A 14,417-nucleotide genomic window follows, 5' to 3' on the forward strand; every position below is an offset into this window, starting at 1 on the left:
TGTGTCAGCCTTCCATCCAGAAATCCGTCATCGCGGCGAAGATTCGATCCGCCCCGGCCTGCCGCAGCAGAGCACTGCCGTCCGCCAACCGATAGTGGGCGCCGCCGACAAATCCCCACACTTTCATGCCCGCCGCCCTCGCGGCCGTCACCCCGCTGACGCTGTCCTCGATCACAAGCGTGCGGCGCGGCTCGGCGCCCATCGCGCTTGCCGCATGCAGAAACAGATCCGGCGCCGGCTTGCCGCGCTTGACCATTTGCGAGGTGTAAAGCCGCGGCCCAAAGCTTGACGCAAGGCCCGTCAGCTCCAGCGAGAACCTCACCCGCGCGAGATCGCTCGATGAGGCGACACAATACGGCAGGCGCAAATCCGTCAGCACCGCCGCGACGCCTGCGATCGGTTTGAGCTGGGATCGGAAGGTCTCGCGGACCTGCAACGCCAGATCAGGCAGGAAGCTCGCAGGCAAAGACTTTCCTGCGGCCGCGGCATATTCGATCACGGCCGCGGTGCTACGGCCGAGGAAGAGTTCGAGCGCCCGCCCCGTGCTCATCGCGATGCCGGCCTGGACCATCGCCTCGGCGAGGCAGCGGCAGCTCAACGCCTCGCTGTCGACAAGCACGCCGTCGCAGTCGAAGATGACGAGATCGGTCTCGGGCAGCCGCGGATCCATTCCGACATGAGATCATATGCTCACGCTATGAGCAATAGATCACAATTTCCGCGCGGAATGCCGCGCCTCAAATGGTCGCGGTGCACCACTGGGTATGCTGTGCGACAAGGCGAAATGCCGCATGACACACCTCTGATCGCGACCATCGTCGCGGGACTTGGATTAGCTTTCGTCTTCGGAACCATCGCCCAGCGCTTCCGGGTTCCGCCACTGGTCGGTTATCTGCTCGCGGGTGTCGCCGTCGGTCCCTTTACGCCCGGCTTCGTCGCCGATCAGGCGCTGGCGACCGAGCTCGCGGAGCTCGGTATCATCCTCCTGATGTTCGGCGTCGGCCTGCATTTCTCGCTGAACGACCTGTTGTCGGTGCGCGCGATCGCGGTGCCCGGCGCGATTGCCCAGATCGCGGTCGCCACGCTGATGGGCCTCGGCCTCGCGCTGTTGATGGGCTGGACCGTCGGCGCCGGCCTGGTGTTCGGCTTGGCGTTGTCGGTCGCGAGCACCGTGGTGCTGTTGCGCGCGCTGCAGGAGCGCCGGTTGATGGACACCGAACGCGGCAAGATCGCGGTCGGCTGGCTGATCGTCGAAGACCTCGCCATGGTGCTCGCGCTGGTGTTGTTCCCGGCGGTGGCGAGCTTCCAGGGCGGCGACGGCGCAGCGCTCGTGGCCGATCCGCTCGCCACCCGCTTCGGCCTCGGACTGACCGGCGTGCTGGTGCTGACGCTGGTCAAGATCGCCGTGTTCATCGCCTTGATGCTGGTGGTCGGACGGCGGCTGATCCCGTGGGTGCTGCACTACATCGCGCACACCGGATCGCGCGAGCTGTTCCGGCTGGCCGTGCTTGCGATCGCGCTCTGCATCGCGTTCGGCGCGACCAAGCTGTTCGGGGTATCGCTGGCGCTCGGCGCTTTCTTCGCCGGGATGATGCTGCGGGAATCGCCGCTCAGCCAGCGCGCCGCGCAGGAAACCCTGCCGCTGCGCGATGCCTTCGCGGTGCTGTTCTTCGTCTCGGTCGGCATGCTGTTCGATCCGCTCAGCATGGTCCGCGAACCCTGGCCCTTGGTCGCGACGCTGTTCGTCATCGTGGTCGGCAAATCGCTCGCCGCGCTCTTGATCGTCGTGCTGTTCCGTCACCCGATGGCGACCGCCTTGATGATCTCGGCGAGCCTCGCCCAGATCGGCGAATTCTCCTTCATCCTGGCGGAACTCGGCGTTGCGCTCAACCTGCTGCCGAAGGCCGGCCGCGACCTGATCCTGGCCGGCGCGATCTTCTCCATCATGCTCAACCCGCTGGTGTTCGCGGTCGTCGATTGGCTGACGTCGCGGCTGGAGAAACCGCAAGCGGCATCGCCGACCGTTGCGACCTCAGAGGCGATCCCGGTTACCGAGCTGCAGGACCACACCATCCTGGTCGGCTACGGCCGGGTCGGCAGCATCGTCGGCGATTCCCTGCATCAGCGCAACGCGCCGTTCCTCGCGGTCGAGGCGTCCGACGACATGGTCGCGAAGCTCAGGCAGCGTGGCATCGAGGCCCTGATGGGCAACGCCGCACGCGCCAGCGTGCTGCGCGCAACCAATCCCATCGGCGCACGATCGCTGGTCATTGCGATTCCCGAAGCGTTCGAAGCCGGACAGATCGTCGAGCAGGCGCGCGCGGCGAATGCCGGTATCCAGATCATCGCGCGCGCACATTCCGACGCCGAGGTCGATCACCTGAAGGGGCTCGGGGCCGACATCGTGATCATGGGCGAGCGCGAGATCGCCCGCGGCATGATCGAGGAGCTGGATCGGCGATATCCGGGTGCCGCCACACCGGATGCGCGGGCGGCCGAGCAGGACTCGGCGGCCTGAGGGCGCAGCGGACGCACTCAGCCGCCAAGAAACGCGGGCGCCAGATCCTCCTGCACGATGATGTTGGCGGCTTCCGTCGTCAGTTCGCTGCCGACGAGATCGAGATTCTTCGCCGCCTCGAACAGCATCGCGCGGACGTCGTCCGGCGTCAGTACACCCTTTGCGATCAGCTTGCGCACCAGCGCCTGCAGGATCAGAACGTCGATCTCGCCATGGGCCAGCGGCGTCGGCTTGTCCGTCATGATCGTCTCCCGTGGCTGTGGTTCGTCGTATGCGGGGCTGCTAGCGAGGCTGTGACGCGATGTCCTTGTGCAATTGCTCGAACGCGCGGCGCAGGCCATGCAACTGATCGACCAGATGCAGGATGACGTCGATCCCCTCGTCGTTGACGCCGAAATCGCCCTTCAAATCCTGGATCAGATGCGCACGCGCCAAATCGGTGTCGGAGAAGCTGATCTCGCTCGCGGTCTCTTCCGGGACCAGCCATTGTTGCTCGATCCAGAACTCGAGGGTCTGCACCTCCAGACCCGCATCGATGAGGAACTGCTGCTTGTTCATGACGCACCTTCCTCGCGCGGATTGAATGCCTTGCGATCCCAGTGCGCAACAAACGCCTCGAGCTCGGGATCGGGTCCCTTGGGCAGCACCACCTTGAGCTTGACGAGTTCATCGCCCTGGCCGCCGCCGACGCGAGGCGCGCCCTTGCCGCGCAGCCGCATCGTGGTGCCGGTGTTGGATCCCTTCGGCACCGTCATGGTGACGGCGCCGGTCGGCGTCGGAACGCGGACCTTTCCGCCGAGCACGGCCTCCGACAGCGAGATCGGCAATTCCAGCGTGATGTCGTCGCCCTCGCGGGTGAAGCGCGGATCGGGGCGGACCTCGACCTCGATCAGCGCATCGCCGGGTCCACCTTTACCGCTGCCGGGCATGCCCTTGCCGCGCAGGCGAATGACCTGGCCGTCGACGAGCCCCGGCGGGATCGTGACGTCGAGCGTGCCGCCATCCGGAAGCGTCAGCCGCTTGCTCGCACCGGTAATCGATTCCGCGAAGTCGATCGCGAGGCTGTAATGCAAATCGCGGCCGCGGCGGTTGGCACGCGCCTGCTCGCTGCGCCGGAGCAATTCGGCGAAGGCGTCCTCCTGGTCCATATAGTCGGCATAGCCGGAACTGTCGGCGTAGGGATGCCCCTCATCCGCGGTGGCGAAATCCCGGTAGTAGCGATGCTCCGGCCGCTCGGCGCCGCTGGCGTCGATTTCGCCGGCGTCGAAGCGCTTGCGCTTTTCGGCATCCGAGAGCAGATCGTTCGCGGCCGCGACTTCCTTGAACTTTTCCTCGGCCGCCTTGTCGCCCGGGTTGAGATCCGGATGCAGCTTCTTCGCCAGCTTGCGATAGGCCTTCTGGATATCGGCCGCAGATGCCGCAGGCGCAACGCCAAGAACCTCGTACGGATTTCTCACAACCTGCTCCGCAACACCATGAGTGCACCTGCAATCATGAGGGCGCAAAAGCAGGCGATTTGCAAGAGCGCTCGCGCGGCGCCCGGCCATGGGCGACGCAGCATGCGTTCATGTCGCGCGCGTCAGGACGTATGCCCGGGGTCGAGATATTTCGGGATGTTCTTTTCCTGCTGCGGCGTCATCTTGGCGGGATCCGGCTTGCCCGGCACGCCCCGCGGACCGAGCAGAGCGCGCTGCATATCGTCCTCGCTCAGCCGCGGCTTGCCGTCGTCAAGCTGTCCGCTGCCACCGTGACTCTGTGCCATGACTGTCCTCCAGTGATGATCACTTGCCCGTAGGAGGAACAATACCGCGCTCCGCCGGAACGAGCCAGCGGAGCGGGTATCTATCTTAGCGTTGCTCCTGCCGCTTCTCCTCAGCGGGATGACCTGCGGCAGGCGCAGCATGCGGCGCGGCCTGAACGTGCGGCTCCGGCCGTGCGGCCGGCTGCGGATGCGCTTCAGGGCGCGCCATCGTCTCCGGCCTTGCTGCTGGCTCCGGCCGCGCTTCCGGCCTTGCTGCGGGCTCGGGTCGCGGCTCCTCCTTGCGCACCTCTTCGGGCTTCCGCTCCAGCGCCGGCTTGCTCGCTTGCGCGGCAGGCCGCGCCACCTCGGGTGCGGGCCGCGGCTCAAGCTTGGGCTCAGCCTTGGGCTCGGGAGCAGGCGCTGCGCGCTTCTCTTCGACCGCGGGCCTGTTCTCTTGCGCGGGCGGATGCGCGGGAAGCCCCTTTTCCGGAACCGGCAGCGCGTGCTGCTCAGCAGGCGCAGGCCGCGGTTCGACCTTCGGTTCGGCAACAGGTGCGGCGCGCTTCTCCTCGACTGCGGGCTTGTTCGCCTGGGCAGGCGGAAGCTCCTTGCCCGGGACCGGGAGCGCATGGGAGTCCGCCGGCGCAGGTGCGGGCCCCGGCCGCCGCGGCTCCTCGGCCGCCGGACCCGCAGCGGCGGCAGGCACCGCCTCGCCGGCCGGCCGCGCGCGAACCACGCCCGGCCCCTTCAGTTCGCCGGGACGCGCCGTCGCGGCAACAGCGGGCACGCCGTTATTGGTGCGCTTGAACAGGCTCGGATCCTGGCTTGCGGTCTCGACCTGCTTGCGCTGCAACGGCGTCGCTGCGAAGTGCTGCTCCTTGGCGATCGCACGTTCGGCGGGAGTCGGCCGCACCTCGATGCCGCCGCGCCCGCCATTGTAGCTGACGTTGTTGATGGTGGTCTGATTGATCGTGACGTTCTTCTCGTAGACGTTGGTGATCCGCGCGCCCTGCAGATTGTTTACGGTGCGATTGTAGAAGAAGTTGCCGTGATCCCAGCGGCCGCCTTCATAGCCCGCGCCGCCGTAACCGAAACCGTAATTGATGCCGCCGTAGAAGCCGACGCGATCACCCCAATAGCCCTGATGGAAAATGAAGCCGCCGCCGAACGCGCCCCAATAGCCCGGGGTCCATAACAGCCCCACACGCGGCGGCTGCACCCAGGTGCCCGGCACCCAGTAATAGTCGCCGCGCTCGTCGTCCCACGACCAATTGCCCGGTGACCACATGTAGCCGGGCCCAGGCACCGGCGGCTGATCATAGGTGGGCAGCGGCGGCGGCGCCGTCTCGACGGCAGAGACCGGCGCGCATGCCGCATCTTGTGCGATCGCCGGTGCGGCGGTCGCATGGAACAGCGCCGTGGCGATCGCGGCACACGACACGGTCGAAAGAAGACGAGTGGTCATTGGGAGCCTCTTCGATGAACGTGAGAACCGGAACAAAAGTTCCAGGCATCGGCGCGAACCGACGCACGTCATCGCTAGCGCTTTGACCTTACACCAGCCTGAAACGCATCGACGCAAAGCGGAAACACACTCGCGCAGCTATTCATCGGCAGTTCAGAGTGTGCAGCGACGCAGTGTCGTGCGATTCAGTGACGCGCGACGCTCGCCCGCATCATTCGGCCGCATCATCACTTGCGTCATGCAGAGTGCGACGTCACCAGTTCCGAAACCGTCGCGAACACGACTCTGGCATTCGCACGATTGTAACGATCCGGACCCGTCGAGCAGCTCGACGTCGCAGCGCGCGGTGATCGGCCGAGCCAATAACGGCGTGATGCTACCCTGACGCGTCGACGCGTCCGTAGCAGTGCCTCCGGATGAGTGCCAGAAGCGCGCATCTGCAGCCGCAGGACCTCGAACGTGGTAGGCCAGAGGCCGCGCTCGGCGATTGACACTCCCTTGAAAGGACCACACGATACGGAAAGCGGCAGCGTCAGGCCCGCGGTTTCCGCCGGCGCAATTGTACTCGGCTGCCGCATGATGGATGTCATCGTTCCGCCATCTGTCGCCGGCTGGAATGCGTGGCATACTGGATCTCGACGAGCCTCTGTTTGCCTTGAGGTGCCACGATGAACATAGAGAAGTATACCGACCGCCTTCGCGGCTTCATCCAGTCGGCACAATCGCTCGCCATGCGCGAGGGACATCAGCAGTTCTCGACGCTCTATCTCCTGAAAGTGCTGCTCGACGACAATGAAGGCCTCGCCGCCGGCCTGATCGACCGCGCCGGCGGCAACTCGCGCGCGATCCTCAAGGCAACCGAGGATGCGCTGGCCAAGGTGCCGAAGGTCAGCGGCGCAGGCTCGGGACAGATCTACATGGCGCCCGAGACCGCGCGGGCCTTCGCCGCCGCGGAACAGGCCGCCGACAAGGCCGGCGACAGTTTTGTCTCGGTCGAGCGCCTGCTGCAGGCGCTGGCCGCCGACAAGGACAGCGAGGCCGGCAAGCTGCTCGCCAAGGGCGGCGTCAACGCGCAGAATCTCAACGCCGCCATCAACGCGCTGCGCAAGGGACGCACCGCCGACAGCGCGTCGGCCGAGAATGCCTATGACGCGCTGAAGAAATATGCCCGCGACCTGACCCAGGCCGCGCGCGACGGCAAGCTCGATCCAGTGATCGGCCGCGACGAGGAGATCCGCCGCACCATCCAGGTGCTGTCGCGCCGCACCAAGAACAATCCGGTCCTGATCGGCGAGCCCGGCGTCGGCAAGACCGCGATCGTCGAGGGGCTGGCGCTGCGCATCGTCAATGGCGACGTGCCGGAAAGCCTGCAGGACAAGACGCTGCTCGCGCTCGATCTCGGCGCGCTGATCGCGGGCGCGAAATATCGCGGCGAGTTCGAGGAGCGGCTCAAGGCGGTGCTGCAGGAGGTGACCTCCGCCGAGGGCGGCATCATCCTGTTCATCGACGAGATGCACACGCTGATCGGCGCCGGCAAGGGCGACGGCGCGATGGACGCATCGAACCTCTTGAAGCCCGCGCTCGCCCGCGGCGAATTGCATTGCATCGGCGCCACCACGCTCGACGAATACCGCAAGCATGTCGAGAAGGACGCCGCGCTGGCCCGGCGTTTCCAGCCGGTGTTCGTCTCCGAGCCGACGGTTGAGGACACCATCTCGATCTTGCGCGGCCTGAAGGACAAATACGAGCAGCATCACGGCGTGCGGATCGCGGACTCGGCGCTGGTTGCAGCCGCCACGCTGTCGAATCGCTACATCACCGATCGCTTCCTGCCCGACAAGGCCATCGACCTGATGGACGAGGCCGCGGCGCGGCTGAAGATGCAGGTCGATTCCAAGCCGGAAGAGCTCGACTCGCTCGACCGCGAGATCATCCGGCTCAAGATCGAGCAGGAGGCGCTGAAGAAGGAGACCGATCTCGGCTCCAGGAGCCGCCTACAGACGCTCGAGAAGGATCTCGTGGATCTCGAGAAGAAATCGGCGGACATGACATCGAAATGGCGATCGGAGAAAAGCAAGCTCTCCGATGCGCAGAAGATGAAGGGCGAACTCGAGCAGTTGCGCACCGAGCTTGCCAATGCGCAGCGCCGCGGCGAATTCCAGAAGGCGGGCGAGCTGGCCTATGGCCGGATTCCGGAGCTCGAGAAGAAGCTCGCCGCGGTCGAGGCCAGCGAGACTTCGTCGGCCGGCGAGACCGTGACCGCCGACAATATCGCGCAGGTGGTGTCGCGCTGGACCGGCGTGCCGGTCGACAAGATGCTGGAGGGCGAGAAGGACAAGCTGCTGCGCATGGAGGAGATGCTCGGCAAGCGCGTCGTCGGCCAGGCCGAAGCGGTCCGTGCGGTGTCGACCGCCGTGCGACGCGCGCGCGCGGGGCTGCAGGATCCCAACCGGCCGATCGGCTCGTTCATGTTCTTAGGCCCCACCGGCGTCGGCAAGACCGAGCTCGCAAAGGCGCTCGCCGAATATCTGTTCGACGACGAGACCGCGATGATCCGCCTCGACATGTCCGAATACATGGAGAAGCACTCGGTGTCGCGGCTGATCGGCGCCCCGCCCGGCTATGTCGGCTATGACGAGGGCGGCGCGCTCACCGAAGCGGTACGGCGGCGGCCCTACCAGGTCGTGCTGTTCGACGAGATCGAGAAGGCGCACCCCGATGTCTTCAACGTGCTGCTTCAGGTGCTGGACGACGGCCGCCTCACCGACGGCCAGGGCCGCACCGTCGATTTCCGCAACACGCTGATCATCATGACCTCGAACATCGGAGCCGAGTACCTCGTCAACCAGCCAGAGGGCCAGAGCACGAGCGCGGTGCGCGAGCAGGTGATGAACATGGTGCGGGCGCATTTCCGTCCCGAGTTCCTCAACCGGATCGACGAGATCATCCTGTTCCATCGGCTGCAGAAGAGCGACATGGGCCGCATCGTCGAGATCCAGTTTTCGCGGCTGCGCAAGCTGCTCGAGGATCGCAAGATCGAGCTCGCGCTCGAGCCGAAGGCGCGCGACTGGCTGGCGGAGAAAGGCTGGGATCCAGCCTATGGTGCCCGCCCGCTGAAGCGGGTGATCCAGCGCAGCGTGCAGGATCCGCTCGCCGAGATGATCCTCGCCGGCGACGTGCGCGATGGCTCGCAGGTGAAGCTCTCCGCCACCAAGGCCGGCCTCACCTTCAACGGCAAGAGGCCGGAGACCGCCGCGGCGGACGAATACGAACCGGTGTGAGACAAGCCCGGATTGCACAGGCGACGCGCTGTCATCGCCGCGTCGCCTGCGGGCTTCATATGCAAGCTGGCCTTCAACCAGGGAGAGCGCCATGACGCAGAACATCAAGGACAACATGGAGGTCATCGGCGCCGATGGCGTGCATGTCGGTACCGTCGATCGCGTCGAAGGCAACCGCATCAAGCTCAAGAAAAGTGAAAGCGACGGCTTCCACAAGGGCCATCACCACTATATCGAGCTCGGCTTCGTCGCCGGTGTCGAAGGCACCAAGGTGCGGCTGTCAGCCAACGCCGCCATTGCGGTGACGCTCGAGGAGGAGAAGTCCGGCAAGCCCGTCGATTGACGCAGGCACCTCTGCATTCGAGGTCTTGTAAAGGTTCCAGTTGCATGCTCCTCTGCCTTTCTCTGAACGTCGATCCGACGTCCAGGACCAGCTGTTTTGTCGTCGTGGACTAGCCGTTTAGTAAGGAGAGATGCGTGCCATCAGCCGTTCCGCAACCGGTCGCTGCGAAGCTGACGCGCGCGGCCATCTTCCTTGCGGTCACGATCAAGCCCAATCCGGAATATGATGCGGTGGTGCGATCGCTGTGCGCCGATCTGGCCGCGCTGGTGCGCGCCGTCGGATTCCGCGATCTCGAGGGCCGGCTGTCCTGCGTCATGGGGATCGGCTCCGACACGTGGGACCGGCTGTTCGGCGCGCCGAAGCCGCAAGGCCTGCATCCGTTTCGTGAGATCCATGGCGTCCACCACGCCGTCGCAACGCCGGGCGACCTGCTGTTTCACATCCGCGCTGTACCGATGGACCTGTGCTTCGAGCTCGCGACCCAGATCATGACGCGGCTCGGCGATGCCGTCGCCACCTCGGACGAAGTTCACGGCTTCAAATATTTCGACGAGCGCGACCTGCTCGGCTTTGTCGACGGCACCGAGAATCCGGAAGACCAGGCCGCCCTGGAGGCCACCATCATCGGCGACGAGGACGCGGACTTCGCCGGCGGCAGCTATGTGATCGTACAAAAATACCTGCACGATATGAAGAAGTGGAACGAGCTGCCGGTCGAGATGCAGGAGAAGATCATCGGTCGGACCAAGCTGTCCGATATCGAGCTCGACGATGCGGTGAAGCCGAGCTACGCGCACAATGCCCTGACGACGATCGTGGAGAACGGCGAGGAGCTCGATATCCTCCGCGACAACATGCCGTTCGGCAACATCAGCAAGGGCGAGTTCGGCACCTATTTCATCGGCTACGCCAAATCACCGCACCGGATCGAGCAGATGCTGGAGAACATGTTCGTCGGCAAGCCGCCAGGCAATTACGACCGGCTGCTCGATTTCAGCCGCGCCGTCACCGGCACGCTGTTCTTCGTCCCGTCGGCGACCTTCCTGGAGGATGTCGCGAGCGCGCCGCCTGCAGCCGCGCCCGCCGAGCCGTCCCTGGATGATGCCGAAGCTGCCGACGCACCCGCACCAAGAATACCGCCGTTCGACGGCTCGCTCGGGATCGGCTCACTGAAAGGAGAGGCTGGACATGAATAATCTGCATCGGGGACTTGCCCCTATCTCGGACGCGGCATGGGAGCAGATCGAGGAGGAAGCCTCGCGCACGTTGAAGCGCCATCTGGCGGCGCGCCGTGTCGTCGACGTCGATGGCCCGAAGGGCACTGATTTCTCCGCGGTCGGCACCGGCCATCTCAAGAAAATTTCGACGCCCGGCGACGGGGTCGAGGCGACGCAGCGCGATGTCCGTGCGCTGGTCGAGCTGCGCGTGCCGTTCGAGCTCTCGCGCCAGGCGATTGACGACGTCGAGCGCGGCTCCAATGATTCCGACTGGGACCCGCTCAAGGCGGCTGCGCGCAAGATCGCCTTCGCGGAGGATCGTGCGGTGTTCGATGGCTACGCCGCCGCCGGCATCCAGGGCATCCGTCAGGGCAGCAGCAACCCGGTGCTGACGCTGCCGGCGAGCATCAAGAATTACCCCAACGTGGTGGCGCAGGCGGTCAGCCAACTGCGGCTCGCCGGCGTCAACGGTCCCTATACGTTGCTGCTCGGCACCGAGCCCTATACCGCGATCGGCGGCGCGACTGACGACGGCTACCCGGTGCTGCAACACATCCAGCGCCTGGTCGACGGCAAGATCATCTGGGCGCCGGCGATCGAGGGCGGCGTGCTACTGACCACCCGCGGCGGCGATTTCCAGCTCTCGATCGGCCAGGACCTTTCGATCGGCTATCTCAGCCACTCTGCGACCTCGGTCCAGCTGTATTTCCAGGAGACCATCACCTTCCTGATGCTGACCAGCGAAGCGTCGGTGGTGCTTGCGCCGGAGGCGAAGAAACCCGCCTAGTCTTACCGGCGTTGACTCATCCGGGAAGTCTCCGGCCGTTGCCGGGGCTTCCGCTAAACGTGAAACGGAGAGGAGGCGCGCAATGGACTACGATCTCTACATCAACCCGAAGAAGGCGTCGGTCGGTCTCTATGTCCGCAAGGGCGCGGGTCTCCCCGATCTCGGCGACGCCAAGGACTGGGTGTTCGACGGCACCTCGGCCCAGGCCAATCTGCCGCCGCAGCTCGTGAAAGAGATCGAGGCCAACGGCCACGCCTTTCGCGACATGGATTGAAGTCAGATTGAAGCGACCTCGCGGCAGACTGCCTCCACCTCTCCCGCTTGCGGGGGAGGTCGCATCGCATCGAAGATGCGATGCGGGTGGGGGCTCTCTCCACGACATGACTCGCGTGTTCAACCGGCATGATTCCCGACATTTTGGACCGGCATGATCCCCGACAGTTTGGGTTAAGCGGTCTGTTCGCCCGGTTCGCGCAGCCCCTCACGAGGCGGAGCGAACCGGGTGAACAGGCCGCGGCGGTCGATGAGACCGACGTCGAGGTCGCAGAAGCGGACGACGTGGTCACCGGTATCGAGTTCGGCGATGCCGACAAGTTCGTTCACCAGCGCCTGACCGATAAAGACGAACTTGCCTTTCCATTTAATCTCCCCATTGCCGCGAACACGGCGGGCCTGGTGATCGGCGTCATACCAGGGGTCTTGCTCGCGATCCGGCATGGTGCGTTGAGATGCTCGATAGGCGTCCTCCGGCGGCCGTTGGCCCAGCGCTTCGTGAGGACGTTCCTTATTGTAATGCTCTCGGAAGGCGTCAAAGCGGGCCTGTTGCTCGGACGCATTATCTGCCGGTGGGCTCGATGTTTGCGCCTTCAAGGTGCGATGCATGCGCTCATGGCGACCGTTCTCCTGCGGCGAGGCCGGACGGATGAAGTGCGGCGTAATGCCGAGCTTCAGCCACCAGACCGACAATGTGGTGAGACCGCCGGCGCCGCGCGAGCCGAACGGCGAACCATTGTCGCAGCGGATTGCCCGCGGCAGGCCATGCTCGCGGAAAGCCCTCTCGAAGCGGGGGCGGACGCCCTCGGTCGTCGGTGCGACGATCTGCAGTTCGATCAGGAAGCGACTGTGGCTGTCAGCCACCGTCAACGGATCAATCCGGCACTGGTCGCGGGTGCGGAACCAACCCTTGAAGTCCACGCTCCACTCGTCGTTCGGCTCCTGCACCGGCGTGCAGGGACGCCGCTGGTCGAGCGGACGGCGGCGGCGCTTCACCGGCGAGATCAGCCCCGCGCGCTTGAGAATGCTCCCAATCGTCGACGCCGCCGGCCAATCGATCTCCGGCGCCTGGCGGTCAAGCAGGGCGAGCAGCTTGCGCGGTCCCAGATAGGGAAAGCGCTGCCGAGCCGCGATCACCTTCTCTGCAATCGCCGCATCGGTCGTTTGTCGGCATTGCTGCGGCGCGTGCGAACGGTCCCTGAACCACTCCGGATCGCCGCTCTGCTTCCGCTGGCGCCATGCGTAAAACGTGTCGCGGCAGATACCGTGACGGCGGCACAACTCCGACACGCTCCAGTTCCCGCTCTCGTACTCCATAAGCATCCGGATACGCTCTTCCATCCGACTGGTCTCTCTGAACGGCATCGTCGGGCCCTCCCGCCGATGCTTCTAGAAACCTGTCGGCAATCATGCCGGTCTAAACTGTCGGGTATCTATCCGGTCTGTACCGCGGAGAGAGCCCCCACCCTAGCCCTCCCCCGCAAGCGGGAGAGGGGGCGCACCGCTTTCGCGGTTGCCAATCAACCCAATCTCACCATGCTCCAAAGTGCATCCGCGGCGCCTACTTCTCGCCGACCTTCACCGGGGCGGTCTCGGGCATCAGGCTCATCGCGAGGATGCCGACCGCCGCAGCGAGCAGCAGATACCAGGACGGCGCCAGCGGATCTCCCGTCGCGTGCAGCAGCCACGTGACCACGAGTTGCGCGGTGCCGCCGAACGTCGCGATCGCAACCGCGTAGATCGTGGCGAACACGCCGCCGCGGATGTTCTGCGGCAGCGCTTCGGTGAAGGCGGCATAGAACGCGGTGAACGGCAGCGATCCGATGAACGACAGGATGCCGAAGCCGAACAGTAGCGACCAGGCACCGGGGTCGTGGACGATCCACAGGAAGGCCGGGTAGGTCAGCACCAGCACGACGAGCTGCGGCCAGATCATGATCGGCTTGCGTCCGAGCCGGTCGGCAAGCCAGCCGCCCAGCAACGCACCGATGATCTGCAGCCCGTTGCTGACCAGCGACACCGTGAACGCCAGCGACGGCGAGACATGCAGCGTGTTCTTGGAGTAGGTCGTCATGTATTGCGTCACGTAGGTCGAGATCGTGCCGCTGGCCAGGATCATCACTGCCAGCACGATCACGCGGAGATGCGCCCGCGCCTGCGCAACATGGCTCGAACTCTCGGCGCTCCCGGCAGCACGCTCGCCGTGAGGAACGGTTTCCGGCAGCGTGCGGCGCATCCATATGCCGAACGGCAGGCAGACCGCCCCGAGCAGGAATGCGACGCGCCATCCGTAGGCCTGCAGCATGTCGGGCGCCATGGTGCTGCTCAGGATGACACCGACCAGCGCGCCGATCGTGGCCGCAATCTCCTGGCTGGCGGGCTGCCATGCCACCACCAGGCCGCGATCCCTGGGAGCTGCGATCTCGATCAGATAGGCCGTGGTCGGTCCGACCTCGCCGCCGAGCGCAAATCCCTGCACCATGCGCGCCAGGATCACTATGATCGGGGCCACGATGCCGATCGCGGCATAGGACGGCGTCAGCGCGATGGTCAGGATCGCGCCGCCCATCAGCGCGAAACTCAGCAACATTGCCGGCCGCCGACCGACCCGGTCGGAGAAGATGCCAAGCACGACGCCGCCAATGGGGCGCGTCAGAAAGCCGGCCCCGAAGGTCGCCAGCGACAGCATCAGGCTGCCGTATTCGCTGTGCGCGGGGAAGAAGGTGCGCCCGATCTCGGTCGCAAAGAAGCTGTAGGTGATGAAGTCGTAGAACTCCAGCATGTTGCCGATG

Annotated in this window: 14 protein-coding genes; 6 read left to right on the forward strand and 8 right to left on the reverse strand. The window is 65.4% G+C overall.

Annotated features, from left to right (window positions below):
• Nucleotides 1–4: 4 nt before the first annotated feature.
• Entirely contained in the window at nucleotides 5–670 is a 666-nt protein-coding gene (locus tag WDM24_RS33070; protein WP_338828747.1) for an HAD family hydrolase, read from the reverse strand.
• Between the two features lie 114 nt (nucleotides 671–784).
• On the opposite strand from WDM24_RS33070, the gene ybaL reads away from it, so the two are divergent.
• Complete coding sequence (ybaL, locus tag WDM24_RS33075) at nucleotides 785–2,518, forward strand: YbaL family putative K(+) efflux transporter (protein ID WP_338828748.1); 1,734 nt, start codon at nucleotides 785–787, stop codon at nucleotides 2,516–2,518.
• A 17-nt stretch (nucleotides 2,519–2,535) separates the two neighbouring features.
• On the opposite strand, the gene WDM24_RS33080 is transcribed toward ybaL, so the two are convergent.
• From WDM24_RS33080 to WDM24_RS33100, 5 genes are all read right to left on the reverse strand, one after another.
• Nucleotides 2,536–2,760, reverse strand: coding sequence for a hypothetical protein (locus WDM24_RS33080; protein WP_021081495.1), 225 nt, complete (start codon nucleotides 2,758–2,760; stop codon nucleotides 2,536–2,538).
• Nucleotides 2,761–2,800: 40 nt separating this feature from the next.
• On the reverse strand, nucleotides 2,801–3,076 hold the full coding sequence (locus WDM24_RS33085) for a chaperone modulator CbpM (RefSeq protein ID WP_338828749.1): 276 nt from the start codon (nucleotides 3,074–3,076) through the stop codon (nucleotides 2,801–2,803).
• Nucleotides 3,073–3,975, reverse strand: coding sequence for a J domain-containing protein (locus WDM24_RS33090; RefSeq protein ID WP_338828750.1), 903 nt, complete (start codon nucleotides 3,973–3,975; stop codon nucleotides 3,073–3,075). Before WDM24_RS33090 ends, WDM24_RS33085 begins: the two co-directional genes overlap by 4 nt.
• Before the next feature lie 122 nt (nucleotides 3,976–4,097).
• Complete coding sequence (locus WDM24_RS33095; RefSeq protein WP_166209278.1) at nucleotides 4,098–4,280, reverse strand: hypothetical protein; 183 nt, start codon at nucleotides 4,278–4,280, stop codon at nucleotides 4,098–4,100.
• Between the two features lie 85 nt (nucleotides 4,281–4,365).
• On the reverse strand, nucleotides 4,366–5,724 hold the full coding sequence (locus WDM24_RS33100) for a hypothetical protein (protein ID WP_338828752.1): 1,359 nt from the start codon (nucleotides 5,722–5,724) through the stop codon (nucleotides 4,366–4,368).
• Between the two features lie 668 nt (nucleotides 5,725–6,392).
• Here WDM24_RS33100 and clpB point away from each other — a divergent pair.
• From clpB to WDM24_RS33125, 5 genes are all read left to right on the forward strand, one after another.
• Complete coding sequence (gene clpB / locus WDM24_RS33105; protein ID WP_338828753.1) at nucleotides 6,393–9,005, forward strand: ATP-dependent chaperone ClpB; 2,613 nt, start codon at nucleotides 6,393–6,395, stop codon at nucleotides 9,003–9,005.
• Nucleotides 9,006–9,096: 91 nt separating this feature from the next.
• Complete coding sequence (locus WDM24_RS33110) at nucleotides 9,097–9,348, forward strand: DUF2171 domain-containing protein (protein ID WP_166209284.1); 252 nt, start codon at nucleotides 9,097–9,099, stop codon at nucleotides 9,346–9,348.
• Nucleotides 9,349–9,482: 134 nt separating this feature from the next.
• Nucleotides 9,483–10,544: a Dyp-type peroxidase gene (locus WDM24_RS33115; RefSeq protein WP_338828754.1), complete on the forward strand. Its 1,062-nt coding sequence runs from the start codon at nucleotides 9,483–9,485 to the stop codon at nucleotides 10,542–10,544.
• A complete protein-coding gene (locus WDM24_RS33120; protein ID WP_338828756.1) occupies nucleotides 10,537–11,352 on the forward strand; it encodes a family 1 encapsulin nanocompartment shell protein in 816 nt (271 codons plus the stop codon). The genes WDM24_RS33115 and WDM24_RS33120 overlap by 8 nt, the downstream gene beginning before the upstream one ends.
• A gap of 82 nt (nucleotides 11,353–11,434) precedes the next feature.
• On the forward strand, nucleotides 11,435–11,626 hold the full coding sequence (locus tag WDM24_RS33125; RefSeq protein WP_097672779.1) for a hypothetical protein: 192 nt from the start codon (nucleotides 11,435–11,437) through the stop codon (nucleotides 11,624–11,626).
• A gap of 173 nt (nucleotides 11,627–11,799) precedes the next feature.
• Here the strand turns inward: WDM24_RS33125 and WDM24_RS33130 are convergent, their stop codons facing one another.
• Together WDM24_RS33130 and WDM24_RS33135 are read right to left on the reverse strand one after the other, a co-directional pair.
• Entirely contained in the window at nucleotides 11,800–12,966 is a 1,167-nt protein-coding gene (locus tag WDM24_RS33130; RefSeq protein ID WP_224496526.1) for an integrase core domain-containing protein, read from the reverse strand.
• 220 nt (nucleotides 12,967–13,186) lie between these two features.
• Complete coding sequence (locus WDM24_RS33135; protein ID WP_338832491.1) at nucleotides 13,187–14,407, reverse strand: MFS transporter; 1,221 nt, start codon at nucleotides 14,405–14,407, stop codon at nucleotides 13,187–13,189.
• Nucleotides 14,408–14,417: the final 10 nt, after the last annotated feature.

This window comes from Bradyrhizobium sp. 27S5 (genome assembly GCF_037217225.1).
Classification (GTDB): domain Bacteria; phylum Pseudomonadota; class Alphaproteobacteria; order Rhizobiales; family Xanthobacteraceae; genus Bradyrhizobium; species Bradyrhizobium septentrionale.

Bases quoted from the DNA above. Each gene is read 5' to 3' on its own strand.
- ybaL (WP_338828748.1), top strand. From the start codon at position 785: ATGCCGCATGACACACCTCTGATCGCGACCATCGTCGCGGGACTTGGA.
- WDM24_RS33130 (WP_224496526.1), bottom strand. From the start codon at position 12,966: ATGGAAGAGCGTATCCGGATGCTTATGGAGTACGAGAGCGGGAACTGG.
- WDM24_RS33120 (WP_338828756.1), top strand. From the start codon at position 10,537: ATGAATAATCTGCATCGGGGACTTGCCCCTATCTCGGACGCGGCATGG.
- clpB (WP_338828753.1), top strand. From the start codon at position 6,393: ATGAACATAGAGAAGTATACCGACCGCCTTCGCGGCTTCATCCAGTCG.
- WDM24_RS33095 (WP_166209278.1), bottom strand. From the start codon at position 4,280: ATGGCACAGAGTCACGGTGGCAGCGGACAGCTTGACGACGGCAAGCCG.
- WDM24_RS33110 (WP_166209284.1), top strand. From the start codon at position 9,097: ATGACGCAGAACATCAAGGACAACATGGAGGTCATCGGCGCCGATGGC.
- WDM24_RS33135 (WP_338832491.1), bottom strand. From the start codon at position 14,407: ATGCTGGAGTTCTACGACTTCATCACCTACAGCTTCTTTGCGACCGAG.
- WDM24_RS33100 (WP_338828752.1), bottom strand. From the start codon at position 5,724: ATGACCACTCGTCTTCTTTCGACCGTGTCGTGTGCCGCGATCGCCACG.
- WDM24_RS33070 (WP_338828747.1), bottom strand. From the start codon at position 670: ATGGATCCGCGGCTGCCCGAGACCGATCTCGTCATCTTCGACTGCGAC.
- WDM24_RS33125 (WP_097672779.1), top strand. From the start codon at position 11,435: ATGGACTACGATCTCTACATCAACCCGAAGAAGGCGTCGGTCGGTCTC.
- WDM24_RS33080 (WP_021081495.1), bottom strand. From the start codon at position 2,760: ATGACGGACAAGCCGACGCCGCTGGCCCATGGCGAGATCGACGTTCTG.
- WDM24_RS33085 (WP_338828749.1), bottom strand. From the start codon at position 3,076: ATGAACAAGCAGCAGTTCCTCATCGATGCGGGTCTGGAGGTGCAGACC.